The following is a 24,035-nucleotide window of genomic DNA, read 5'->3' as shown; positions in this document are numbered from 1 at the left end:
GACGTGACGGTGCCAATGGACGTTTCTTACCTGCTCGACAGCCTTAATGATAAACAGCGTGACGCGGTTGCCGCCTCGCGTACGAACCTGCTGGTACTGGCTGGAGCGGGCAGTGGTAAGACGCGCGTGCTGGTTCACCGTATCGCCTGGCTACAGAGCGTGGAGAATTGCTCGCCGTACTCGATTATGGCCGTGACGTTCACCAACAAGGCGGCGGCGGAGATGCGCCACCGTATCGCGCAGCTGATGGGCACCAGCCAGGGCGGCATGTGGGTTGGCACCTTCCACGGCCTGGCGCACCGTCTGCTGCGCGCGCACCATATGGACGCTAACCTGCCGCAGGATTTCCAGATCCTCGACAGCGAAGATCAGCTGCGCTTGCTGAAACGCCTGATCAAGGCGATGAACCTCGATGAGAAGCAGTGGCCGCCGCGTCAGGCGATGTGGTACATCAACGGTCAGAAAGACGAAGGGCTGCGTCCGCATCATATCCAGAGCTTCGGTAACCCGGTCGAGCAGACCTGGCAGAACGTCTACAAGGCCTATCAGGAAGCGTGCGATCGCGCCGGTCTGGTGGATTTCGCCGAGTTGCTGCTGCGCGCCCACGAGCTGTGGCTGAACAAACCGCATATCCTGCAACACTACCGTGAACGCTTTACCAACATCCTGGTGGACGAATTCCAGGATACCAACAACATCCAGTACGCCTGGATCCGCCTGCTGGCCGGGGATACCGGCAAGGTGATGATCGTAGGCGATGACGATCAGTCTATCTACGGCTGGCGCGGCGCGCAGGTGGAGAACATCCAGCGCTTCCTCAACGATTTCCCCGGCGCGCAAACCATCCGTCTGGAGCAGAACTACCGTTCTACCAGCAACATTCTGAGCGCGGCCAACGCCCTGATTGAGAACAACAACGGGCGCCTGGGTAAAAAGCTGTGGACCGATGGCGTCGACGGCGAACCGATTTCGATTTACTGCGCCTTCAACGAGCTCGACGAAGCCCGCTTCGTGGTGAACCGCATTAAAACCTGGCAGGAGAACGGCGGCGCGCTGGAGCAGTGTGCCATTCTCTATCGCAGCAACGCCCAGTCGCGCGTGCTGGAAGAGGCGCTGTTGCAGGTGAGCATGCCGTACCGCATTTATGGCGGTATGCGCTTCTTCGAACGTCAGGAGATCAAAGATGCGCTCTCGTATTTGCGTCTGATTGCCAACCGTAACGACGATGCGGCGTTTGAGCGCGTGGTGAACACGCCGACGCGCGGCATCGGCGATCGTACGCTGGACGTGGTGCGTCAGGCCTCGCGCGATCGTCAGCTCACGTTGTGGCAGGCGTGCCGCGAGCTGTTACAGGAAAAAGCCCTTGCCGGGCGCGCCGCCAGCGCATTGCAGCGCTTCCTGGAGTTAATCGACGCGCTGGCGCAGGAAACGGCCGACATGCCGCTGCACGTCCAGACCGACCGGGTGATCAAAGATTCCGGCTTGCGCACCATGTACGAGCAGGAAAAAGGCGAGAAGGGCCAGACCCGTATTGAGAACTTAGAGGAACTGGTGACGGCAACGCGCCAGTTCAGCTACAACGAAGAAGACGAAGACCTGATGCCGTTGCAGGCATTCCTCTCTCACGCCGCGCTGGAGGCGGGTGAAGGGCAGGCCGATACCTGGCAGGATGCGGTTCAGCTGATGACCCTGCACTCCGCAAAAGGTCTGGAGTTCCCGCAGGTGTTCATCGTCGGGATGGAAGAGGGGATGTTCCCGAGCCAGATGTCGCTGGATGAAGGCGGGCGTCTGGAAGAGGAGCGTCGTCTGGCCTACGTGGGCGTGACCCGTGCGATGCAGAAACTGACCCTGACCTACGCGGAAACTCGCCGCCTGTACGGGAAAGAGGTGTATCACCGTCCGTCGCGCTTTATCGGCGAACTGCCGGAAGAGTGTGTGGAAGAGGTGCGCCTGCGCGCCAGCATCAGCCGTCCGGTCAGCCATCAGCGTATGGGCTCGCCGATCTCTGAAACCGACACCGGTTACAAGCTGGGCCAGCGCGTGCGCCACTCGAAGTTTGGCGAAGGCACCATCGTCAACCTGGAAGGCAGCGGCGAGCACAGCCGTTTGCAGGTAGCGTTCCAGGGGCAGGGGATCAAATGGCTGGTGGCAGCCTATGCCAAGCTGGAAAGTGTGTAACTTTCAGAAAAATATCACTATTTTGTAATAATCTGCTAGCCTTATACGTTGAAGGTCAATTAATGCCCTTCAGCGTTCCGTTGCGTGTTGACGCCACAGTTATTGCTGGCGTAACATGCGCGCACGATTACGCTAAGAGGACATTCGCCTTGGACACACCCAGTAGATACTGGCTCAATTCCCTGTCATCCAGGAACAACTCCTAAGGCTATCTCCTCTTGCTGATGGCCTTAGTGGTTGTCAGCGACTGCATCATTCCCGTCGCGCTGAGTCAGGCTGTTTAATGGTCTGAAACCCAATTTGTTTCTGTGTGCCCACCGAACTGTCCGATATTTTTTGCATTGGGAGTCCCGGTCATGTTGAGCGCATTTCAACTCGAAAATAACCGACTGACTCGGCTTGAAGCCGAAGAGTCACAGCCCCTCATTGATGCCGTATGGGTGGATCTGGTCGAGCCGGACGACGATGAGCGCCTTCGCGTACAATCTGAACTGGGGCAAAGCCTGGCGACACGCCCGGAACTGGAAGACATCGAAGCATCCGCCCGTTTTTTTGAAGACGAAGACGGCCTGCACATTCACTCCTTCTTCTTTTTCGAAGATGCCGAAGACCACGCGGGGAACTCCACCGTGGCGTTTACCATCCGCGATGGCCGCCTGTTCACCCTGCGCGAGCGCGAACTGCCTGCGTTTCGTCTCTACCGTATGCGCGCCCGCAGCCAGGCGATGATGGACGGCAACGCCTATGAGCTGCTGCTGGATCTGTTCGAAACCAAAATCGAACAGCTGGCGGATGAAATCGAAAACATCTACAGCGACCTGGAAAAGCTGAGCCGCGTGATCATGGAAGGCCATCAGGGCGATGAGTACGACGAAGCGTTGTCCACGCTGGCAGAGCTGGAAGATATCGGCTGGAAGGTGCGTTTGTGTCTGATGGATACCCAGCGCGCGCTGAACTTCCTGGTGCGCAAGGCGCGTCTGCCGGGCGGTCAGCTGGAGCAGGCGCGTGAGATCTTACGCGATATCGAATCCCTGCTGCCGCACAACGAATCCCTGTTCCAGAAGGTCAACTTCCTGATGCAGGCGGCGATGGGCTTTATCAACATCGAGCAGAACCGCATCATCAAGATCTTCTCGGTGGTGTCCGTGGTGTTCCTGCCGCCGACGCTGGTGGCGTCCAGCTACGGGATGAACTTTGAGTTTATGCCGGAACTGAAGTGGAGCTTTGGCTACCCGGGGGCGATTATCTTTATGATCCTCGCCGGGCTGGCGCCGTATCTGTACTTCAAGCGGAAGAACTGGCTGTAAAAATCTGGCGGGTGGCGCTGCGCTTACCCGCCCTACGATCGAATTCCCTCTCCCTGTGGGAGAGGGTTCCCCACAAAATAATGCCTGCACAGACGGCCCCCTCTCCCTTGAGGGAGAGGGCTGGGGTGAGGGGGAACATACGGCTCTGGTGGTCATTCCGTTCACTTTATGTTCCTTGCTACTCTGTCACGACATGACCGGTGAACGTGCCAGGGTGGCTCAGTCGCCACCACCCTGGCGACCCGGGCTTCCGGCGGAAAATCGCCGCTTCGCGGTGCCTTCGGCTTATTCCTTCCGGCTTATCGGGGACGGGAGGAGGTAACATCCCTGTAAAGCCCGCCCTCTCGGCGCATCCCTGCGCCTCGCCCCGGCCTACAGGAAACGCCTCAGCGATTTACAGCCGGACCGAGGCATCGCTGAAAGCCCTCAGTTATTCTGAGGCAACGTTATCGCTTTTGCTTTCAAATTACTGGGGAACCCTCTCCCCTGTGGGAGAGGGTTAGGGTGAGGGCAACATCACAGCCCTTTGCGCACCCTGCGCTGGGTATAAATCGCATCCGCAACAAAGATGGCCAGCGCCACCCAGATAAAGGCGAACGTCACCATCTTATCCGCACCCGGCACCTCGCCGTAAAACACCACCGCCAGCAGGAACATCAGCGTGGGGCCAATGTACTGGAAGAAGCCCAGCGTGGAGAGGCGCAGACGCGTTGCCGCGCCGGTAAAGCACAGCAGTGGGATCGTTGTGACCACGCCTGCGGCCATCAGCATCAGGTTCAGCGACCATGGGTTGCTGCCCATGTGGCTGGTGGCGCTGTCGGCAATACCGAACAGGTAGATCGCGGCGACAGGCAGCAGCCACAGGGTTTCAAACAGCATTCCCGTCTGCGCTTCCACCGCAATCTTCTTACGCACCAGGCCGTAAAACGCAAAGCTGAACGCCAGCCCCAGGGCGATAACCGGCAGTGAGCCGAAGGTCCACAGCTGTACCAGCACGCCGCAGAAGGCCAGAATCACCGCCACCCACTGCATCCGGCGAAAGCGCTCGCCGAGGAAAATCATCCCCAGCAAAATATTGACCAGCGGGTTAATAAAGTAGCCCAGGCTGGCTTCGAGCATGTGATGGTTATTCACCGCCCAGATAAACAGCAGCCAGTTTCCGCCAATCAGCACCGCAGAGAGAGCGAGCAGGAAGACCTTCTTCGGGGTTTTCAGCAGCGTTTTGACGCCTGACCACTGACGGCTGATACTCATCAGCGCAATCATGAAGAAAAACGACCAGATAACGCGGTGAGTGAGGATCTCGTCCGCCGGGACATAGGCGATAAGTTTGAAGTACGCCGGTGCGATACCCCAAATAAAATAAGCGGCAAGGGCGAGTAAAACGCCCTGCCGCGTCTGTTTAGCATCCATCGGGAAAATCCGTTACAAAAAAGTGAAGTAATTTTACCCGAATTTGCCGTCTCAACCCACCATATAAGTGGCGGTTGCGCTGGCGATATAAACCTGCTCCTCGTTATGCAGCTCAACGCGGGCGACGGCAACTTTATTCCCGGCGCGCAGCAGGCTGCTGGTGCAGGTGAAGCGGTTTCCGCGTCCCGGACGCAGGTAGTCGACGCGTAAATCGATGGTGCCCATGCGCGACAGGCGCTGGCGTAACTCATCTTCGTTGATGGTGTCATGGCGCGTCAGCGTGCTACCCACGCACACCAGACCGGCCGCCACGTCCAGCGCGGAGGCAATGACCCCGCCGTGCAAAATGCTTTGCGCCCAGTTACCGACCATCATTGGCTGATTATTGAAACTCAGCTGAGCGAAGTCTTTTTCGTATCGCTCCAGCTCAAGACCCAGTGCACGGTTGAACGGCATGTGGTACACAAAAATCTCGCCCACGAGCTTTAAGGTTTCTTCGGCGGTGAGTGTGGCTGACATCTGACGTGGCATCCTTGTTGTTAACAAAATGTTGATTTTATGCTTCAGGATAAAGGAATGCCACTTTAAGAAACGAGGAAGCGGAAGTTATCGCAGAAGTCTGTAGAATGCCCGGACAAAACTATTCATTAAATGTCACCATTTCAGGAGAACACCACCGATGCGGACGTATCTGGGTTGGTTACTGGCGGCGGTTGCGCTGCCCCTCACAGCATATGCGCAGGAAGCGACAATCAAAGAGGTGCATGATAAACCTGCCGTTAAGGGCAGCATCATCGCCAATATGCTTCAGGAGCATGACAATCCGTTCACGCTGTACCCTTATGATACAAACTACGTGATCTACACCCAGACCAGCGATCTCAACAAAGAGGCGATAAGCTCCTATAACTGGTCTGATAATGCGCGTAAAGATGAGGTGAAGTTCCAGCTCAGCCTCGCCTTCCCGTTCTGGCGCGGCATCCTGGGGCCGAACTCGGTGCTTGGCGCGTCTTACACGCAGAAGTCATGGTGGCAGCTCTCCAACAGCGGGGAATCTTCACCGTTCCGCGAAACCAACTATGAACCGCAGCTGTTCCTCGGTTTCGCCACCGATTATGAGTTTGCAGGCTGGACGCTGCGAGACGCGGAGGTGGGCTATAACCACGATTCCAACGGTCGTTCCGACCCAACCTCACGCAGCTGGAACCGCATCTATACGCGTCTGATGGCGCAGAACGGCAATTTCATGGTGGAAGTGAAGCCGTGGTACGTGGTGGGCAGCACCGATGACAACCCGGATATCACCAAATATATGGGCTACTATCAGCTTAAAGTGGGCTATCAGCTGGGTGACGCGGTGCTGAGCGCCAAAGGCCAGTACAACTGGAATACCGGCTACGGCGGTGCAGAGCTGGGCCTGAGCTACCCGGTAACGAAACACGTTCGTCTTTATACTCAGGTGTATAGCGGGTATGGCGAATCGCTGATCGACTACAATTTCAATCAGACCCGCGTCGGTGTGGGCGTCATGCTGAACGATATTTTCTAAGCTGCTCGAATGTTTTTGCGTTAAACGTTGAAGTTTCTCTCTCAGGCGCTGAAAATAGCGCCTGTTTCATTTCTGGCATATGGGGTTAACGTGGCGCAGGCGGAAGTATTGAATCAGGAATCGCTGGCTAAACAGGTTTTGCAGGAAACCTTTGGCTACCAGCAGTTCCGCCCTGGCCAGGAAACCATCATTGAAACCGTGCTGGAAGGCCGCGATTGCCTGGTGGTCATGCCGACCGGCGGCGGAAAATCGCTCTGCTATCAGGTGCCCGCGCTGGTGCTTAATGGCCTGACGGTCGTGGTATCGCCCCTTATTTCCCTGATGAAAGACCAGGTCGACCAGCTGCTTGCCAACGGCGTGGCGGCGGCCTGCCTGAACTCGACGCAGACCCGCGAGCAACAGCAAGAGGTAATGACCGGGTGCCGCACCGGGCAGATCCGCCTGCTGTATATCGCGCCAGAACGCCTGATGCTGGACAACTTCCTCGATCATCTGGCGCACTGGAATCCGGTGCTGCTGGCGGTGGATGAAGCGCACTGTATCTCCCAGTGGGGGCACGATTTCCGCCCGGAATACGCCGCTCTTGGCCAGCTTCGTCAGCGCTTCCCCGAGCTGCCGTTTATGGCGCTTACCGCCACGGCGGACGACACCACGCGTCAGGACATCGTTCGCCTGCTGGGGCTAAACGACCCGTATATTCAGGTCAGCAGCTTCGACCGCCCGAACATCCGCTATATGCTGATGGAGAAGTTCAAGCCGCTGGATCAGCTCTTACGCTACGTGCAGGAGCAGCGCGGAAAGTCCGGCATCATCTACTGCAACAGCCGGGCGAAGGTGGAAGACACCGCCGCGCGTCTGCAAAACCGTGGCTTTAGCGCCGCGGCCTATCACGCCGGGCTGGAGAACCATATCCGCGCCGACGTGCAGGAGAAATTCCAGCGCGACGACCTGCAAATCGTGGTCGCAACGGTGGCGTTCGGGATGGGGATCAACAAGCCCAACGTGCGCTTTGTGGTGCATTTCGACATTCCGCGCAATATCGAATCCTACTATCAGGAAACCGGCCGCGCCGGGCGTGACGGCCTGCCTGCGGAAGCGATGCTGTTTTACGATCCGGCGGATATGGCGTGGCTGCGCCGCTGTCTCGAGGAGAAACCGCAGGGGCAGTTGCAGGATATCGAACGCCACAAGCTTAACGCGATGGGGGCCTTCGCCGAAGCGCAAACCTGCCGCCGTCTGGTGCTGCTCAACTACTTTGGTGAAGGGCGTCAGGCACCGTGCGGCAACTGCGATATCTGCCTCGACCCGCCGAAGCAGTACGATGGCCTGATGGACGCGCGCAAAGCGCTCTCGACTATCGGACGCGTGAACCAGCGCTTCGGGATGGGCTACGTCGTTGAAGTGCTGCGCGGGGCTAACAACCAGCGTATCCGCGATATGGGTCACGACAAGCTGCCGGTTTATGGCATCGGGAAAGACCAGAGCCACGAGCACTGGGTGAGTATCATCCGCCAGCTGATCCATCTCGGCTTTGCCACGCAGAACATTGCCCAGCATTCTGCGCTTCAGCTGACCGAAGCGGCGCGACCGGTCCTGCGTGGCGAGGTTGAACTGAAGCTCGCCGTTCCGCGCGTCGTCGCCCTGAAGCCGCGCGTGATGCAAAAATCCTACGGCGGTAACTACGATCGCAAGCTGTTCGCCAAGCTGCGTAAGCTGCGTAAAGCCATTGCGGATGAAGAGAACATCCCGCCATACGTGGTGTTCAACGACGCGACGCTTATCGAGATGGCCGAGCAAATGCCGCTCAGCGCCAGCGAGATGCTCAGCGTCAACGGCGTCGGCACGCGTAAGCTGGAGCGCTTTGGTAAAGAGTTTATGGCGCTCATCCGTTCCCACGCTGATGGTGATGATGAGGAGTAGTCAGCCGGGCGAAAAAGTGCCAGGATGGTGACTCACTGTATTATTTCCCCGCGAGCTAATTATGTTAATGCTATTTCTCACCGTGGCGTTAGTGCACATCGTTGCGCTGATGAGCCCTGGCCCTGACTTTTTCTTCGTGTCACAAACGGCCGTCAGCCGCTCCCGCAAAGAGGCAATGATGGGTGTGCTCGGTATTACCATGGGCGTCATGGTCTGGGCGGCGGTTGCGCTGCTCGGTCTGAACCTGATCCTGGCGAAAATGGCGTGGCTGCATAACATCATCATGGTCGGCGGCGGTCTGTACCTGTGCTGGATGGGCTACCAGATGCTGCGCGGGGCGCTGAAGAAAGAAGAGAAAAAGCCGGAAGAGCCAAAGGTTGAGCTGGCAACGGGCGGCCGTAGCTTTGTGAAAGGGCTGCTGACCAACCTGGCGAACCCGAAAGCGATTATCTACTTCGGCTCTGTGTTCTCGCTGTTTGTAGGGGATAACGTCGGCGCGGGCGCGCGCTGGGGGATCTTCCTGCTGATCGTTGTTGAGACGTTCGCCTGGTTTACCGTTGTGGCAAGCCTGTTTGCCTTACCGGCGATGCGTCGCGGCTACCAGCGCATCGCGAAGTGGATCGACGGCTTTGCCGGCGCGCTGTTCGCCGGCTTCGGCATTCATCTCATCATTTCTCGCTAAGCATGACGCGCTGACGCAAGCAGCGCGCCAACCAGCATAAACAGCGAACCAAAGACTTTGTTCAGGGCCTTCATCTGCTTAGGCCCTTTGATCCACGCCGCAATTCGCTGCGCCAGCGTCGCGTAACCAATCATCACAATGATATCGACAATAATGGTGGTCGCGCCCAGCACCACGTACTGCATCACCTGTGGCTGATGCGGCACGATAAACTGCGGGAACAGGGCGGCGAGGAACACGATGCTTTTCGGGTTGGTCAGGTTAACGAACACCGCGCGTTTAAACAGGTGGCCGCGTGTTTGCGTCCGGGAGAGCGTATGCAGATCAATCGAGCCTGCGGCGCGCCACTGCTGAATACCCAGCCAGATAAGATACGCTGCGCCAGCCCATTTCAACACCTCGAAGGCCAGCACCGAACGGGAGAACAGCGTGCCCAGACCAATCCCCACCAGCACAATATGAATGCCAAGCCCGGTCTGTAAACCGGCGATTGACGCCGCCGCGCCGCGATAGCCGTGATTAATGGAGGTGGTCATGGTGTTGATTGCGCCCGAGCCAGGTGAAAGGCTGAGGATGATGGATGTCAGCAGGTAGGCGAACCACCATTCGAAGGTCATTTGAAACTCCCGGATCGTCTGTTTTTATGCCACAATACGCTATTGTTGAGTCATTTTGTGACCGGTGACGAAAAAAACGATATTCCCTGAATTACGGGGGGTGGAAACCCAATGTTTCAGCAGAAAAAGGACTGGGAAACACGAGAAAACGCATTTGCTGCTTTCTCCATGGGGCCGCTGACCGATTTCTGGCGCCAGCGTGAGGAAGATGAGTTTATGGGCGTCGGGGAAATCCCGGTACGCTTCGTTCGTTTCCGTGATGAAAAAAATGACCGGGTGATTGTGGTCTGCCCCGGGCGCATCGAAAGCTATATCAAATATGCCGAGTTGGCGTATGACCTGTTCCATCTGGGCTTTGATGTGTTAATTATCGACCATCGCGGGCAGGGGCTTTCTGGCAGGATGTTGCCGGATACCCATCGCGGCCACGTGGATAACTTCAGCGATTACGTCGACGATCTGGCCGCGTTCTGGCAGCAGGAAGTGCAGCCCGGACCGTGGCGCAAGCGTTATATTCTTGCCCACTCCATGGGGGGCGCGATCTCGACGTTGTTTTTGCAGCGCCATAAGCACCAGTGTGACGCCATTGCGCTGACCGCGCCGATGTACGGCATTGTGATACGTTTTCCTGACTGGATGGTGCGCCATCTGCTGGACTGGGCTGAGGGCCATCAGCGCATTCGAGAAGGCTATGCCATCGGAACAGGACGCTGGCGGGCATTGCCATTTGCCATCAACGTGTTAACCCACAGCCGGCAGCGTTATCGCCGCAACCTGCGTTTTTATGCCGATGAACCGCGTCTGCGGGTCGGCGGCCCCACCTGGCACTGGGTGCGGGAAGGTATTCATGCCGGTGAGCAGGTGCTGGCGGGCGTAGGCGATGATGACACGCCGACGCTCCTGATCCAGGCGGAAGAAGAGCGTGTGGTGGATAACCGCATGCATGACCGCTATTGTGAACTTCGCGCCGCTGCGGGCCATCCCTGTGAAGGGGGTAAACCGCTGGTCATCAACGGTGCGTACCATGAGATCCTTTTTGAAAAGGACGCTATGCGCTCAGTCGCGCTCAACGCCATTGTTGAATTTTTCAACAGGCATAACTGATTATTGTTTTCCACCAGAGGTTGAAATCCCTATGTACCAGGTTGTTGCATCTGATTTAGATGGCACGCTGCTTTCCCCCGACCACACCCTGTCGCCTTATGCGAAAGAGACCTTAAAACTCCTGACTGCCCGTGGCGTGAACTTTGTCTTCGCCACTGGCCGCCACCACGTGGACGTGGGGCAGATCCGCGATAACCTGGAGATCAAGTCGTACATGATCACCTCCAACGGTGCGCGCGTACATGACACGGACGGCAACCTGATTTTTACCCACAATCTCGATCGCGACATCGCCACCGATTTGTTCGGCATTGTGCATAACAACCCGGATATCGTCACTAACGTTTACCGCGACGACGAGTGGTTTATGAACCGCCACCGCCCGGAAGAGATGCGCTTTTTCAAGGAAGCCGTATTCCAGTACTCACTGTACGAGCCGGGTCTGCTGGAGCCGGAAGGGATCAGTAAGGTGTTCTTCACCTGTGTAAATCATGAGGAGTTACTGCCGCTGGAGCAGGCGATCAACGCCCGCTGGGGCGACCGCGTGAACGTGAGCTTCTCCACGCTGACCTGTCTGGAAGTGATGGCGGGCGGGGTGTCCAAAGGTCACGCGCTGGAAGCGGTAGCGAAACGGCTGGGCTTTGATCTGAAAGACTGTATTGCCTTTGGCGATGGCATGAACGATGCCGAGATGCTCTCCATGGCGGGTAAAGGCTGCATCATGCAGAACGCGCACCAGCGCCTGAAAGATCTGCACCCGGAGCTGGAAGTGATCGGCACCAACGGCGATAACGCCGTGCCTAAGTATCTGCGCAAACTGTTCCTTGAATAATCTTCAATTGATTGTTTATTGTTCAGATGTCAACTAAAGAGTTCGCTACAATGCCTCTCCTTCTTTCTGAGAGACAAGCATTGTGGCGCTACTCATTATCACCACTATCCTGTGGGCCTTCTCCTTTAGTCTGATTGGCGAATACCTTGCCGGATCGGTCGACAGCTACTTCTCGGTACTGATGCGCGTGGGGCTGGCGGCGCTGGTGTTCCTGCCGTTCCTGCGTACCCGCGGGCAGTCGCTAAAAACGATACTGCTGTACATGCTGGTAGGCGCGATGCAGCTCGGCATCATGTACCTGTTCAGCTTCCGGGCCTACGTTTACCTGTCCGTCTCGGAATTTCTGCTCTTCACCGTGCTGACGCCGCTCTACATCACGCTGATTTATGACTTGCTCAGCAGGCGCCGTTTGCGCTGGGGATATCTGCTGAGCGCTGCGCTGGCAGTCATTGGCGCTGCGATTATTCGCTATGACAAGGTAAGCGATCACTTCTGGACCGGGCTGATGTTCGTCCAGCTCGCTAATATCAGCTTTGCCATCGGGATGGTGGGTTACAAACGTCTGATGGAGACCCGCCCGATGCCGCAGCATAACGCGTTTGCGTGGTTCTATATGGGCGCGGCGATTGTCGCGATAGCGGCGTGGTTTCTGCTCGGCAATCCGCAAAAGCTGCCGACTACCTCCGTGCAGTGGAGCGTTCTGGTCTGGCTGGGCGTGGTGGCGTCGGGGCTGGGCTATTTTATGTGGAACTACGGCGCTACGCAGGTAGACGCCGGGACGCTGGGGATCATGAACAACGTGCACGTGCCAGCGGGGCTACTGGTGAACCTCGCCATCTGGCAGGAGCAGCCGCACTGGCCGAGTTTCCTTATTGGGGGAACGGTGATCCTGGCTTCGCTGTGGGTACATCGCCGCTGGGTCGCTCCGCGCTCCGCACAAACGGAAGATGGTCGCACGCGTGGTTCCGCGCTGAGCGAATAAACGCTTCCGTAATCGGCTGACGCTGCTCGCCGTCACGCACGGCGGCGTACAGCCGGCTCCACAGTCCTTCACCCAGGGTTTTGGTGACCACCAGACGCTGGCGTTCAACCGTCTCGACCACCCAGTGCGGCAGCGCCGCAATCCCCATTCTGGCCGCCACCATCTGAATTAACAGCAGCGTGTTATCCACGCTTTTCAGCTGTGGGCTGATGCCCGCGGGTTGCAGGAAATGGCGCCAGATATCCAGACGACTGCGCTGTACCGGGTAAATCAGCAGCGTCTCCGTTGCCAGATCTTCCGGCGTGATACGCGTTTTAGCGGCCAGCGGATGGTCCGGGGCCAGCACCAGACGCACCTCAAAATCAAACATTGGCGAATAGTGCAGACCGCTGCGCGGCAGAATATCTGAGGTCATCACCAGATCCAGCTCACCCTGCTGAAGCGACGGCTGCGGATCAAACGTGACGCCGGATTTGAAGTCCATCTCCACCTGCGGCCACTTCTGGCGGAAGTTCTCAAGCGCGGGGGTCAGCCACTGAATACAGCTGTGACACTCAATGGCGATGCGCAGAGTGGTCTGCTGCGGCTCGTTGCAGGACTGCAACGCGCTGGCAATCTGCGGCAACACCTGGTTCGCCAGCTGAAGCAAAATTTCGCCCTGCGGCGTAAAGCGCAAAGGCTGGCTCTTACGCACAAAAAGACGAAAGCCGAGGCGTTGTTCCAGATCGCTGAACTGGTGAGAAAGGGCAGACTGAGTCTGGTGCAGCGTGGCCGCTGCCGCCGCAAGAGAACCGCAGTTCCGCAACGCTTGTAGCGTTTTCAGGTGTTTTATCTCGATCATGAAAGTCCTTCACTTCGCCATGAACATTTTGCGCTTGAGGAATATACAGTACCTGCCAATTATAGAAGTGTAAACATCTGGACGTCTAAATAACGAATTTCTACAAGGGGTATGCCATGACAATCCGCACTCACACTCTCGGTTTCCCTCGCGTTGGCCTGCGTCGCGAGCTGAAAAAAGCGCAAGAAAGCTACTGGGCGGGTAACGCCACCCGCGAAGAACTGCTGGCCGTGGGACGCGAGCTGCGCGCCCGTCACTGGGATCAGCAAAAGCAGGCGGGCGTAGACCTGCTGCCGGTGGGCGATTTCGCCTGGTACGACCATGTTCTGACCACCAGCCTGCTGCTTGGCAACGTGCCGGCTCGTCATCAGAACAACGATGGATCGGTGGATATCGATACCCTGTTCCGCATCGGCCGTGGCCGCGCGCCAACGGGTGAGCCAGCGGCAGCGGCGGAAATGACCAAGTGGTTTAACACTAACTATCACTATATGGTGCCGGAGTTCGTTAAGGGCCAGCAGTTCAAACTGACCTGGACCCAGCTTCTGGATGAAGTGGACGAAGCGCTGGCGCTGGGTCACCAGGTGAAACCCGTCCTGCTGGGGCCGGTCAGCTACCTGTGGCTGGGCAAAGTGAAAGGTGAGCAGTTCGACCGCCTCCGCCTGCTGAACGCTATTCTGCCGGTTTATAAGCAGGTTCTGATTGAGCTGGGTAAGCGCGGTATTCAGTGGGTGCAAATCGATGAACCGGCGCTGGTGCTTGAGCTGCCGCAGGCGTGGCTGGATGCCTTCAAACCGGCGTATGACGCGCTCACGGGCCAGGTGAAGCTGCTGCTGACCACCTATTTCGAGGGCGTAACGCCGAACCTCGACACCATTACCGCGCTGCCGGTTCAGGGTCTGCACGTTGATCTCGTTCACGGCAAAGACGATGTGGCAGAGTTGCACAAGCGTCTGCCTGCGGAGTGGCTGCTCTCTGCCGGTCTGGTGAATGGTCGTAACGTCTGGCGTGCCGATCTCACCGGGAAATATGCACAAATCAAGGACATTGTCGGTAAACGTGAATTGTGGGTAGCCTCTTCCTGTTCCCTGCTGCACAGCCCGATCGACCTGAGCGTGGAGACCCGACTCGACCCTGAGGTGAAAAGCTGGTTTGCCTTTGCCCTGCAAAAGTGTGAGGAGCTGGCTCTGCTGCGCGACGCGTTGAACAGCGGCGACACGGCAGCGATTACCGACTGGAGCGCCCCGATCCAGGCGCGCCGTCACTCGACGCGCGTGCATAACCCGGCGGTGGAAAAACGTCTGGCAGCCATCACTGCCCGGGACAGCCAGCGCCAGAGCCCGTATGAAGTGCGCGCCGAAGCCCAGCGTGCGCGCTTTAACCTGCCCGCGTGGCCGACCACAACCATCGGCTCCTTCCCGCAGACTACCGAGATCCGCGGCCTGCGCCTGGACTTCAAAAAGGGCAATCTGGATGCGAATCACTACCGCACCGGCATTGCGGAGCACATCAAACAGGCGATCGTCGAGCAGGAACGTCTGGGTCTGGACGTGCTGGTGCACGGCGAGGCCGAGCGTAACGATATGGTGGAATACTTCGGTGAACACCTGGACGGCTTTGTCTTTACCCAGAACGGCTGGGTGCAAAGCTACGGCTCCCGCTGCGTGAAGCCGCCGGTGGTGATCGGTGACGTCAGCCGCCCGGAGGCGATCACCGTGGAGTGGGCGAAGTATGCCCAGTCTCTGACCGACAAACCGGTAAAAGGCATGCTTACGGGGCCGGTGACCATTCTCTGCTGGTCGTTCCCGCGTGAAGATGTATCCCGGGAAACCATCGCCAAACAGATCGCCCTGGCGCTGCGTGATGAAGTGGCGGATCTGGAAGCGGCGGGGATTGGCATCATTCAGATCGACGAACCGGCGCTGCGTGAAGGCTTGCCGCTGCGTCGCAGCGACTGGGATGCTTATCTGACGTGGGGCGTGGAGGCGTTCCGCCTCAACGCGGCCGTCGCGAAGGACGACACGCAGATCCACACCCACATGTGTTACTGCGAATTTAACGACATCATGGACTCCATTGCCGCGCTCGACGCCGATGTGATCACCATCGAGACCTCGCGTTCAGACATGGAGCTGCTGGAGTCGTTCGAAGAGTTCGACTACCCGAACGAAATCGGGCCGGGCGTGTATGACATTCACTCCCCTAACGTGCCGAGCGTGGAGTGGATTGAATCGCTGCTGCAAAAAGCCGCCCGGCGCATTCCGGCGGAACGCCTGTGGGTAAACCCGGACTGCGGCCTGAAAACCCGCGGCTGGCCTGAAACCCGCGCGGCGCTGGCGAACATGGTACAGGCGGCGCAGAATTTGCGTCAGGCGTAGTGGGGCTGGATTGCCCGGTTGGCGCAGCCGCCACCGGGCTTTTTGTATTACGCTTTCTTCCCGCCGTACTGGCTGAACCACGCCAGCATTCTCTGCCAGCCATCTTTCGCCGATTCTGCGTGATAGCTCGGACGATAATCGGCATTAAACGCGTGTCCCGCATCCGGGTACACCACGATTTCGGCCTTCGCGTTTGCCGCCCGCAGCGCGTGGCGCATGGTCTCGACGGTATCAAGCGGAATGCCGGTATCCTGGCCGCCATACAGCCCTAGCACCGGGGCATTTAAATCGGTGGCGATATCAACCGGATGTTTCGGCGAGTTCAGGGTCTTTTCACCCACCAGTTTACCGTACCAGGCCACAGCGGCTTTCAGCTGCGGATTGTGCGCGGCATACAGCCAGCTAATGCGTCCGCCCCAGCAAAAGCCGGTCACCATCAGACGGTGCGGGTCGCCACCGTTGCGCGCCGCCCAGCTGGCAACGTGGTCGAGATCGGCCAGCACCTGCGCGTCCGGCACTTTGCTGACCAGGTTGCTGAACAGCGTCGGGATGTCGCTGTAATCATTCGGATCGCCCTGACGGAAATAGAGTTCCGGCGCAACGGCCAGGTAACCTTCCAGCGCCAGACGGCGGCAGAGGTCGCGAATATGTTCATGAACGCCAAATATTTCCTGCACCACGATCACGATGGGCAGCGGGCCATCGGCGGATTTTGGCCGCGCGTGGTACGCTGGCATGTTCTCTCCCTGGGAGGGAATGGAGGTCTCGCCTGCGGTAATGGCCTCTTCAGGGGTTGAGACGATGGTTGAAGCATGCGGGGCCGCAGCAGGTGCAAAACCGATTTTTTCAGTCATGGCATTCTCCGTACCAATGAATGGATTAGCGCAAAGATAAATATAGACACCAGGTTAACAATCCACAGTGCCTTATAGCGTCTATCTTTTGTGCAGCACCCGGCGATATAACTTGTTAATGTGATGTGAATCACTATTTTATGGAAATTAACTGCAATCATTTTCATTCATGGTGAGGTGTGTCACGAAATAATGCACATTGCTTCTGTAAAGTACCGTTTTACTTCTTCTGACAAACCGACCCACAGAGGAGTCACCTATGTCTAAGTCTGATGTTTTTCATCTCGGCCTCACTAAAAACGATTTACAAGGGGCTACGCTTGCTATCGTCCCTGGCGATCCTGAGCGTGTGGAAAAGATCGCCGCGCTGATGGATAAGCCGGTTAAGCTGGCAGCGCATCGCGAATTCACCACCTGGCGCGCAGAGCTGGACGGTAAAGCGGTGATCGTGTGCTCTACCGGTATTGGTGGCCCGTCTACCTCTATCGCCGTAGAAGAGCTGGCGCAGCTGGGCATTCGTACTTTCCTGCGCATCGGCACCACAGGCGCCATTCAGCCGCACATCAACGTGGGCGACGTGCTGGTTACCACCGCATCCGTGCGTCTGGACGGGGCAAGCCTGCACTTTGCACCGATGGAATTCCCGGCAGTGGCCGATTTCGAATGCACCACCGCGCTGGTTGAAGCCGCGAAGTCCGTGGGCGCAACCACCCACGTGGGCGTAACTGCCTCTTCCGATACCTTCTACCCGGGCCAGGAGCGTTACGACACCTTCTCTGGTCGCGTGGTGAGCCGTTTCAAAGGCTCCATGGAAGAGTGGCAGTCGATGGGCGTCATGAACTACGAAATGGAATCTGCGACGCTGCTGACCATGTGCGCAAGCCAGGGTCTGCGTGCCGGTATGGTGGCGGGCGTTATCGTCAACCGTACTCAGCAGGAGATCCCGAACGCTGAAACCATGAAGCAGACTGAAAGCCATGCGGTGAAAATCGTGGTTGAAGCGGCGCGCCGCCTGATCTAATTCTCTCTTCAGTGCTGAAAGGTCGACATGCTCGGCCTTTTCTTTTTGCGTAACGCCTCGCAGGAAAACCCTTTCAAACTGGACGTTCATACAGCACAATTCTATTTTGTGCGGTAATACGTTGATGCAGGGGGCATTGTGGATATCTCAATCCTGATTTATGCAGTGATTGCGCTGGTGAGCGTGGGAATTGGCTGGCTCATTTCCGGCTACCAGCATGCGCAGCAGAAAGCCGAACAGCTGGCAGAGCGCGAGGAGATCGTCGCTGAACTTAGCGCGACGAAACAACAGCTTGCGCTGAGTGATCACTGGCGCGACGAATGCGAACTGCTCAATAACGAACTGCGCAATCTGCGTGATATCAATACCTCGCTGGAGGCCGATCTCCGTGAAGTGACCACCCGTCTTGAGTCCACCCAACTGCACGCCGAAGACAAAATCCGTCAGATGATCAACAGCGAGCAGCGTCTTAGCGAGCAGTTTGAGAACCTCGCGAACCGCATTTTTGAGCACAGCAATCGCCGCGTGGATGAGCAGAACCGCCAGAGCCTGAACAGCCTGCTGACGCCGCTGCGTGAACAGCTGGATGGCTTTCGCCGTCAGGTACAGGACAGCTTTGGTCAGGAAGCCCGCGAACGCCACACGCTGGCGCATGAAATTCGTAATCTCCAGCAGCTGAATGCGCAGATGGCGCAGGAGGCGGTTAACCTGACGCGCGCACTGAAAGGTGATAACAAAGCGCAGGGAAACTGGGGCGAAGTGGTCATGACGCGCGTGCTGGAGGCCTCTGGCCTGCGCGAAGGATACGAATACGAAACGCAGGTCAGCATTGAGAACGATGCGCGCTCGCGGATGCAGCCGGATGTCATTGTTCGTCTGCCACAGGGCAAAGATGTGGTTATCGACGCCAAAATGACGCTGGTGGCCTATGAGCGCTACTTCAACGCTGAGGATGACTACACCCGCGAAACAGCGTTGCAGGAGCACATCGCCTCCGTGCGTAACCATATCCGTCTGTTGGGCAGAAAAGATTATCAGCAGTTGCCGGGGCTGCGATCGCTGGATTATGTGCTGATGTTCATTCCGGTCGAGCCTGCGTTCCTGCTGGCGCTCGACAGACAGCCCGAACTGATCACCGAAGCGCTGAAAAATAACATTATGCTGGTCAGCCCCACCACGCTACTGGTGGCGTTACGTACCATTGCCAACCTGTGGCGCTATGAGCACCAAAGCCGTAACGCGCAGCAGATTGCCGATCGCGCCAGCAAGCTGTACGACAAAATGCGGCTGTTTGTGGACGATATGTCCTCGGTGGGGCAAAGCCTGGATCGCGCGCAGGATAACTACCGCCAGGCGATGAAAAAACTCTCCTCCGGGCGTGGCAATTTGCTGGCGCAGGCGGAGGCGTTTCGCAGCCTGGGGGTGGAAGTTAAACGCGAGATTAATCCGGAACTGGTGGAGCAGGCTACCGCTCAGGACGAAGAGTTTCGTCTGCGTGAAGGCGACGGTAAGCAAAATAGCCGCAATGAAGACAACGATTTAGCGGCGAGTTTATCCCCCGAAGCGCAGCCGGCGCGTTTCTTTCACGGTGGTTGAAACGTAGGGCAAATGCGCCCAATCTGTTACACTTCACGAACATTTGACTGATTAGCAGGCTCTGAGATGGTTGACGATTCACAAGACACAACGCACTTTGGCTTTCAGACTGTCGCCAAAGCGCAGAAAGCTGACATGGTGGCCCACGTATTTCATTCCGTGGCGGCGAAGTACGATGTGATGAATGATTTGATGTCATTCGGCATTCATCGCTTGTGGAAGCGCTTCACTATTGATTGCAGCGGCGTGCGCCGTGGACAAACGGTGCTGGATTTAGCCGGAGGCACAGGGGATCTGACCGCTAAATTCTCCCGTCTGGTTGGCGAAACCGGCCGCGTGGTGCTGGCGGATATCAACGACTCAATGCTGAAAATGGGACGCGAAAAGCTGCGTAATATCGGCGTGGTAGGCAACGTTGAATATGTTCAGGCCAACGCCGAAGCGCTGCCGTTCCCGGATAATACGTTCGACTGCATCACCATCTCTTTCGGTCTGCGTAACGTGACCGATAAAGATAAAGCGCTGCGCTCCATGTACCGCGTGCTTAAGCCGGGCGGTCGACTGCTGGTACTCGAGTTTTCTAAACCGATTATCGACCCGCTGAGCAAAGCTTACGATGCCTATTCCTTCCACGTTCTGCCGCGCATCGGCGAGCTGGTGGCAAACGATGCAGAAAGTTACCGTTATCTGGCCGAGTCCATCCGAATGCACCCGGATCAGGACACGCTGAAAGCGATGATGCAGGATGCGGAGTTTGAAAACGTGGAATACTTCAATATGACGGCGGGTGTCGTCGCGCTGCATCGTGGTTACAAGTTCTGAGTGGAGGTTTCCCGTGCCCATTAAACCCTTAGTCACCGCAGGCATCGAGAATGTACTGAATGCCTTTCTGTATCGCGCTCCGGCGCTGAAAACCGCACGTCAGCGGCTTAACGGAAAGGTGCTGCGCATCGTTTTAAAGGAGTTCTCGACGCCGCTTGTGCTGGTCTTCAGCGAACGCCAGCTTGACGTTCTGGGGGAGTGGGAAGGCGAGGCTGACTGCTCGGTGATTACGCACATGAGCGTATTGCCAAAACTGCGTGACCGTCAGCAGATGACGGCGCTTATTCGCAGCGGTGAGCTGGAGGTCGAAGGCGATATTCAGGTGGTACAGAACTTCGTTGCACTCAGCGATCAGGCTGAATTCGACCCGGCGGAACTGATGGCGCCCTATATCGGCGACATCGCGGCTGAAGGTATAAGCAAAACGCTGCGCACGGGTTCCGCTTTCCTTCGTAAAGGTCTGCTCCGTCAACAGCGCTACGCTGCCGAGGTGCTGACCGAAGAGTGGCGTATGGCGCCGGGGCCTTTAGAAGTCGCCTGGTTTGCAGAAGAGACCGCGGCAGTTGAGCGCGCAGTTGATGCGTTAACCAAACGGCTGGAAAAACTGGAGGGCAAATGACGCCTGGTGAAATTCGGCGCCTCTATTTTATCGTTCGCACCTTTTTGAGCTACGGGCTCGACGAGCTTATCCCCAGAATGCGTATCACCCTGCCGCTTCGGCTTTGGCGTCGCACGCTGTTCTGGATGCCGAATCGCCATAAGGATCAGGAGCTGGGCGCACGCCTGCGTCTTGCGTTACAGGAGCTGGGCCCGGTCTGGATCAAGTTTGGGCAGATGCTCTCAACACGTCGCGACCTTTTCCCACCGCAGATTGCCGATCAGCTCGCGCTATTGCAGGACCGCGTTGCTCCGTTTGACGGAGCGAGAGCGAAGAAACAAATCGAAGAAGCGATGGGCAATATCCCCATCGAGACCTGGTTTGATGATTTCGATATTCAGCCCCTGGCCTCTGCCTCTATTGCGCAGGTTCACACCGCGCGCCTGAAGGAAAATGGCAAAGAGGTGGTCATCAAAGTGATTCGTCCGGATATCCTGCCGGTTATCAAAGCAGACATGAAGCTGATTTATCGCCTGGCTCGCTGGGTGCCGCGTCTGTTGCCGGATGGTCGCCGTCTGCGTCCGCTGGAAGTGGTTCGGGAATACGAAAAAACGCTGATTGACGAGCTTAATCTGCTGCGTGAATCGGCGAACGCCATTCAGCTGCGTCGAAACTTTGAAGACAGCCCGATGCTGTATGTTCCTGAAGTCTATTCTGACTATTGCAGTCAGAACATGATGGTGATGGAACGTATCTACGGTATTCCGGTCTCGGACGTGGCGGCGCTGGAAAAACAGGGCACCAACATGAAGCTGCTGGCCGAGCGTGGCGTGCAGGTCTTCTTTACTCAGGTTTTCCGCGACAGCTTCTTCCATGCAGACATGCATCCGGGCAACATTTTCGTCAGCTATGAGCACCCGGAAGATCCGAAATACATCGGCATCGACTGCGGTATTGTCGGCTCGCTGAATAAAGAGGATAAGCGCTACCTCGCTGAGAACTTTATCGCTTTCTTCAATCGCGACTACCGTAAGGTGGCCGAGCTGCACGTGGATTCAGGCTGGGTTCCGCCAGATACCAACGTGGAAGAGTTTGAATTTGCGATTCGCACCGTCTGTGAGCCGATTTTTGAAAAGCCGCTCTCGGAGATCTCTTTCGGACACGTCCTGCTCAACCTGTTCAACACCGCACGCCGTTTCAATATGGAAGTGCAGCCACAATTAGTTTTACTTCAGAAAACATTACTTTACGTTGAGGGCGTAGGCCGCCAGCTCTATCCTCAGTTAGACTTGTGGAAAACCGCGAAACCGTTCCTCGAATCCTGGATTAAGGATCAGGTCGGTATTCCAGCCCTGGTTCGCTCGCTTAAAGAGAAAGGCCCGTTCTGGATTGAAAAAATGCCTGAAATTCCTGAACTGGTTTACGACAGTTTGCGTCAGAGCAAGAACCTTCAGCACAGCATGGATAAAATCGCGCACGAGCTTCAATCCAGTCGCGTGCGTCAGGGGCAGTCCCGCTATCTCTTCGGAATTGGCGCGACGCTGCTGATAAGCGGCACGTTGCTGTTGATCAATCGTCCGGACTGGGAAATGATGCCAGCCTGGATTATGGCTGCCGGTGTGGTTGTCTGGCTTGCTGGCTGGCGAAAAACGCGCTGAATTAGCGTCGCTATCGAGAGATTGCATACGTATAATGCGATCTGACTAATTAATCATCTATCACTGGGGAACACGCATGGGTGGTATCAGTATCTGGCAGTTAGTGATCATTGCCGTCATCGTTGTGCTGCTGTTTGGCACGAAAAAACTCGGATCGATTGGTTCCGACCTGGGCGCGTCAATCAAAGGCTTCAAGAAAGCCATGAGCGATGATGAGAATAAGCAGGAAAAAACCAGTCAGGATGCTGATTTTACCGCTAAATCCATCGCCGATAAGCAGGACGAAGCCAAAAAGGAAGAGGCTAAACGTCACGATAAAGAGCAGGTGTAATTCGTGTTCGACATTGGTTTTGGTGAGTTACTGCTGGTCTTTGTGATTGGTCTGATTGTGTTGGGGCCGCAGCGTTTACCCGTTGCGGTGAAAACCGTCGTGGGCTGGGTGCGGGCGCTTCGCTCGCTGGCAACTACCGTGCAGAACGAGCTGGCGCAGGAGCTGAAGCTTCAGGAATTTCAGGACAGCCTGAAAAAGGTTGAAAAGGCGAGCATGGACAACCTGACGCCGGAGCTGAAAGCATCAATGGATGAGTTGCGCGAAGCGGCGGAATCCATGAAGCGTTCTTACAGCATTAACGATCCTGAGAAGGCGAGCGATGAAGCAAACACCATCCACAATCCGGTGGTGAAGGGTAGCGAAGAGCAGCGCGAGGGTGTAACGCCTTCCAGCGCGGAGCATCAGGCTGCTTCGCCAGAGCAATCGCCGCAGGAGCCCGAAGTGAAAAAGCAGGTGCCGCCGGAAGAGCCCGTGGTCAAAACGGCTGAGGTAAAACCCGCCGCGCCCGTTTCCGAATCATCCCCCTCGTCGAGTGATAAAGCGTAAACATGGCAGTAGATGATACTCAACCGCTTATTACGCACCTCATTGAGCTGCGTAAGCGCCTGTTAAACTGCATTATTGCGGTTTTCCTCATTTTTTTATGTCTGGTCTATTTTGCCAACGATATCTATCAGGTGGTTTCCGCGCCGCTGATTAAACAGATGCCTCTGGGCGCGACGATGATTGCAACAGACGTTGCTTCACCGTTCTTTACCCCGATCAAACTGACCTTCTGGGTGTCGTTGATTGCCTCTGCGCCGGTCATTTTGTATCAGGTCTGGGCATTTGTGGCGCCCGCGCTGTACAAGCATGAACGCAAGCTGGTTATTCCGCTGCTGGTGTCCAGTTCGCTGCTGTTTTATATCGGCATGGCGTTCGCCTACTTCGTTGTCTTCCCGCTGGCCTTCGGCTTCCTGACGCATACCGCACCGGAAGGGGTACAGGTGTCGACGGACATCGCCAGCTACCTCAGCTTCGTGATGGCGCTGTTTATGGCCTTTGGTGTCGCCTTCGAGGTGCCCGTAGCAATTGTCCTGCTCTGCTGGGTGGGGGTGACCACGCCTGACGATCTGCGTAAGAAGCGCCCGTACATCCTGGTGGGGGCATTTGTCGTAGGTATGCTGTTAACGCCACCGGACGTCTTCTCGCAAACCTTACTGGCGATACCTATGTACTGCCTGTTTGAAGTCGGCGTGTTCTTCGCTCGTTTCTACGTCGGAAAGGGGCGTACCCGGGACGAAGAAGACGAGCCGTCTGAAGAGACTACTAAAGAATAAAACCAACCGCCCGTCAGGGCGGTTGTCATATGG

23 protein-coding genes are annotated in these 24,035 nt (G+C 56.8%); 18 read left to right on the top strand and 5 right to left on the bottom strand.

The features are described 5' to 3' along the window. Positions 1-15 precede the first annotated feature (15 nt). From uvrD to corA, 3 genes are all read left to right on the top strand, one after another. Positions 16-2,178 carry a DNA helicase II gene (gene uvrD / locus SK62_RS20080; RefSeq protein ID WP_017383586.1) on the top strand — a complete coding sequence of 721 codons (2,163 nt, stop codon included), beginning with the start codon at positions 16-18 and terminating at the stop codon, positions 2,176-2,178. Positions 2,179-2,327: 149 nt separating this feature from the next. Then, positions 2,328-2,384 carry a YsgD/CorL family protein gene (gene ysgD, locus SK62_RS23105; RefSeq protein ID WP_212743980.1) on the top strand — a complete coding sequence of 19 codons (57 nt, stop codon included), beginning with the start codon at positions 2,328-2,330 and terminating at the stop codon, positions 2,382-2,384. A gap of 150 nt (positions 2,385-2,534) precedes the next feature. Beyond that, on the top strand, positions 2,535-3,485 hold the full coding sequence (gene corA, locus SK62_RS20075; RefSeq protein WP_003860807.1) for a magnesium/cobalt transporter CorA: 951 nt from the start codon (positions 2,535-2,537) through the stop codon (positions 3,483-3,485). A 516-nt stretch (positions 3,486-4,001) separates the two neighbouring features. Here corA and rarD read toward each other — a convergent pair. Next, positions 4,002-4,898: an EamA family transporter RarD gene (gene rarD / locus SK62_RS20070; RefSeq protein ID WP_017694744.1), complete on the bottom strand. Its 897-nt coding sequence runs from the start codon at positions 4,896-4,898 to the stop codon at positions 4,002-4,004. 51 nt (positions 4,899-4,949) lie between these two features. Beyond that, positions 4,950-5,417, bottom strand: coding sequence for an acyl-CoA thioesterase YigI (yigI, locus tag SK62_RS20065; protein WP_006812366.1), 468 nt, complete (start codon positions 5,415-5,417; stop codon positions 4,950-4,952). 160 nt (positions 5,418-5,577) lie between these two features. Between yigI and pldA the strand changes: the two genes are divergently transcribed. The 3 genes from pldA (at position 5,578) to rhtC (ending at position 9,049) form a co-directional block, all read left to right on the top strand. Continuing rightward, on the top strand, positions 5,578-6,447 hold the full coding sequence (gene pldA, locus SK62_RS20060; RefSeq protein ID WP_023295733.1) for a phospholipase A: 870 nt from the start codon (positions 5,578-5,580) through the stop codon (positions 6,445-6,447). A 90-nt stretch (positions 6,448-6,537) separates the two neighbouring features. Next, positions 6,538-8,367 carry an ATP-dependent DNA helicase RecQ gene (gene recQ, locus SK62_RS20055; protein ID WP_032620661.1) on the top strand — a complete coding sequence of 610 codons (1,830 nt, stop codon included), beginning with the start codon at positions 6,538-6,540 and terminating at the stop codon, positions 8,365-8,367. Between the two features lie 61 nt (positions 8,368-8,428). Continuing rightward, positions 8,429-9,049, top strand: a complete 621-nt coding sequence (rhtC, locus tag SK62_RS20050) for a threonine export protein RhtC (RefSeq protein WP_006179256.1) — start codon at positions 8,429-8,431, stop codon at positions 9,047-9,049. Here the strand turns inward: rhtC and rhtB are convergent. After that, the gene (gene rhtB / locus SK62_RS20045) at positions 9,046-9,666 is read right to left on the bottom strand and encodes a homoserine/homoserine lactone efflux protein (RefSeq protein ID WP_006812363.1); all 621 of its coding nucleotides are present in this window, start codon (positions 9,664-9,666) and stop codon (positions 9,046-9,048) included. The two genes, rhtC and rhtB, sit on opposite strands and share 4 nt — an antisense overlap. Positions 9,667-9,777: 111 nt before the next feature. Between rhtB and pldB the strand changes: the two genes are divergently transcribed. The 3 genes from pldB to SK62_RS20030 all read left to right on the top strand — a co-directional run bounded on the left by pldB (position 9,778) and on the right by SK62_RS20030 (position 12,584). Further along, positions 9,778-10,770 carry a lysophospholipase L2 gene (gene pldB, locus SK62_RS20040; protein ID WP_015570002.1) on the top strand — a complete coding sequence of 331 codons (993 nt, stop codon included), beginning with the start codon at positions 9,778-9,780 and terminating at the stop codon, positions 10,768-10,770. Between the two features lie 31 nt (positions 10,771-10,801). Further along, complete coding sequence (yigL, locus tag SK62_RS20035) at positions 10,802-11,602, top strand: sugar/pyridoxal phosphate phosphatase YigL (protein ID WP_015570001.1); 801 nt, start codon at positions 10,802-10,804, stop codon at positions 11,600-11,602. An 82-nt stretch (positions 11,603-11,684) separates the two neighbouring features. Further along, positions 11,685-12,584 carry a carboxylate/amino acid/amine transporter gene (locus SK62_RS20030; RefSeq protein ID WP_047718500.1) on the top strand — a complete coding sequence of 300 codons (900 nt, stop codon included), beginning with the start codon at positions 11,685-11,687 and terminating at the stop codon, positions 12,582-12,584. Here SK62_RS20030 and metR read toward each other — a convergent pair. Next, positions 12,472-13,425, bottom strand: a complete 954-nt coding sequence (gene metR, locus SK62_RS20025; protein ID WP_047718502.1) for an HTH-type transcriptional regulator MetR — start codon at positions 13,423-13,425, stop codon at positions 12,472-12,474. The genes SK62_RS20030 and metR overlap by 113 nt on opposite strands. A gap of 116 nt (positions 13,426-13,541) precedes the next feature. Between metR and metE the strand changes: the two genes are divergently transcribed. Next, positions 13,542-15,803, top strand: a complete 2,262-nt coding sequence (gene metE, locus SK62_RS20020; protein WP_047718504.1) for a 5-methyltetrahydropteroyltriglutamate--homocysteine S-methyltransferase — start codon at positions 13,542-13,544, stop codon at positions 15,801-15,803. A gap of 47 nt (positions 15,804-15,850) precedes the next feature. Here metE and SK62_RS20015 read toward each other — a convergent pair whose 3' ends face one another. Beyond that, positions 15,851-16,657, bottom strand: coding sequence for a dienelactone hydrolase family protein (locus tag SK62_RS20015; RefSeq protein WP_023302906.1), 807 nt, complete (start codon positions 16,655-16,657; stop codon positions 15,851-15,853). A 259-nt stretch (positions 16,658-16,916) separates the two neighbouring features. Between SK62_RS20015 and udp the strand changes: the two genes are divergently transcribed. From udp to tatC, 8 genes are all read left to right on the top strand, one after another. Further along, positions 16,917-17,678, top strand: a complete 762-nt coding sequence (gene udp, locus SK62_RS20010; protein ID WP_003860792.1) for a uridine phosphorylase — start codon at positions 16,917-16,919, stop codon at positions 17,676-17,678. Between the two features lie 138 nt (positions 17,679-17,816). After that, complete coding sequence (rmuC, locus tag SK62_RS20005; protein ID WP_017383581.1) at positions 17,817-19,274, top strand: DNA recombination protein RmuC; 1,458 nt, start codon at positions 17,817-17,819, stop codon at positions 19,272-19,274. Between the two features lie 66 nt (positions 19,275-19,340). Then, positions 19,341-20,096, top strand: coding sequence for a bifunctional demethylmenaquinone methyltransferase/2-methoxy-6-polyprenyl-1,4-benzoquinol methylase UbiE (gene ubiE / locus SK62_RS20000; protein WP_003860790.1), 756 nt, complete (start codon positions 19,341-19,343; stop codon positions 20,094-20,096). Positions 20,097-20,109: 13 nt separating this feature from the next. Beyond that, on the top strand, positions 20,110-20,715 hold the full coding sequence (locus SK62_RS19995) for a ubiquinone biosynthesis protein UbiJ (RefSeq protein WP_023295740.1): 606 nt from the start codon (positions 20,110-20,112) through the stop codon (positions 20,713-20,715). Then, complete coding sequence (gene ubiB / locus SK62_RS19990; protein ID WP_017383580.1) at positions 20,712-22,352, top strand: ubiquinone biosynthesis regulatory protein kinase UbiB; 1,641 nt, start codon at positions 20,712-20,714, stop codon at positions 22,350-22,352. Before SK62_RS19995 ends, ubiB begins: the two co-directional genes overlap by 4 nt. 76 nt (positions 22,353-22,428) lie before the next feature. After that, positions 22,429-22,683, top strand: a complete 255-nt coding sequence (gene tatA / locus SK62_RS19985) for a Sec-independent protein translocase subunit TatA (RefSeq protein WP_003860787.1) — start codon at positions 22,429-22,431, stop codon at positions 22,681-22,683. A 3-nt stretch (positions 22,684-22,686) separates the two neighbouring features. Continuing rightward, complete coding sequence (tatB, locus tag SK62_RS19980; RefSeq protein WP_003860783.1) at positions 22,687-23,229, top strand: Sec-independent protein translocase protein TatB; 543 nt, start codon at positions 22,687-22,689, stop codon at positions 23,227-23,229. Between the two features lie 2 nt (positions 23,230-23,231). Next, the gene (gene tatC / locus SK62_RS19975) at positions 23,232-24,002 is read left to right on the top strand and encodes a Sec-independent protein translocase subunit TatC (protein WP_015569997.1); all 771 of its coding nucleotides are present in this window, start codon (positions 23,232-23,234) and stop codon (positions 24,000-24,002) included. Positions 24,003-24,035 lie beyond the last annotated feature (33 nt).

Source organism: Enterobacter sp. BIDMC109 (assembly GCF_001037885.1).
Classification (GTDB): Bacteria; Pseudomonadota; Gammaproteobacteria; order Enterobacterales; family Enterobacteriaceae; genus Enterobacter; species Enterobacter hormaechei_C.
Note: the sequence above shows the minus strand (reverse complement) of the source record. Positions and strands in the feature narration are given on the sequence as shown.

Bases quoted from the DNA above. Each gene is read 5' to 3' on its own strand.
- uvrD (WP_017383586.1), top strand. From the start codon at position 16: ATGGACGTTTCTTACCTGCTCGACAGCCTTAATGATAAACAGCGTGAC.
- corA (WP_003860807.1), top strand. From the start codon at position 2,535: ATGTTGAGCGCATTTCAACTCGAAAATAACCGACTGACTCGGCTTGAA.
- rarD (WP_017694744.1), bottom strand. From the start codon at position 4,898: ATGGATGCTAAACAGACGCGGCAGGGCGTTTTACTCGCCCTTGCCGCT.
- yigI (WP_006812366.1), bottom strand. From the start codon at position 5,417: ATGTCAGCCACACTCACCGCCGAAGAAACCTTAAAGCTCGTGGGCGAG.
- pldA (WP_023295733.1), top strand. From the start codon at position 5,578: ATGCGGACGTATCTGGGTTGGTTACTGGCGGCGGTTGCGCTGCCCCTC.
- rhtC (WP_006179256.1), top strand. From the start codon at position 8,429: ATGTTAATGCTATTTCTCACCGTGGCGTTAGTGCACATCGTTGCGCTG.
- rhtB (WP_006812363.1), bottom strand. From the start codon at position 9,666: ATGACCTTCGAATGGTGGTTCGCCTACCTGCTGACATCCATCATCCTC.
- pldB (WP_015570002.1), top strand. From the start codon at position 9,778: ATGTTTCAGCAGAAAAAGGACTGGGAAACACGAGAAAACGCATTTGCT.
- yigL (WP_015570001.1), top strand. From the start codon at position 10,802: ATGTACCAGGTTGTTGCATCTGATTTAGATGGCACGCTGCTTTCCCCC.
- metR (WP_047718502.1), bottom strand. From the start codon at position 13,425: ATGATCGAGATAAAACACCTGAAAACGCTACAAGCGTTGCGGAACTGC.
- metE (WP_047718504.1), top strand. From the start codon at position 13,542: ATGACAATCCGCACTCACACTCTCGGTTTCCCTCGCGTTGGCCTGCGT.
- SK62_RS20015 (WP_023302906.1), bottom strand. From the start codon at position 16,657: ATGACTGAAAAAATCGGTTTTGCACCTGCTGCGGCCCCGCATGCTTCA.
- udp (WP_003860792.1), top strand. From the start codon at position 16,917: ATGTCTAAGTCTGATGTTTTTCATCTCGGCCTCACTAAAAACGATTTA.
- ubiE (WP_003860790.1), top strand. From the start codon at position 19,341: ATGGTTGACGATTCACAAGACACAACGCACTTTGGCTTTCAGACTGTC.
- ubiB (WP_017383580.1), top strand. From the start codon at position 20,712: ATGACGCCTGGTGAAATTCGGCGCCTCTATTTTATCGTTCGCACCTTT.
- tatA (WP_003860787.1), top strand. From the start codon at position 22,429: ATGGGTGGTATCAGTATCTGGCAGTTAGTGATCATTGCCGTCATCGTT.
- tatC (WP_015569997.1), top strand. From the start codon at position 23,232: ATGGCAGTAGATGATACTCAACCGCTTATTACGCACCTCATTGAGCTG.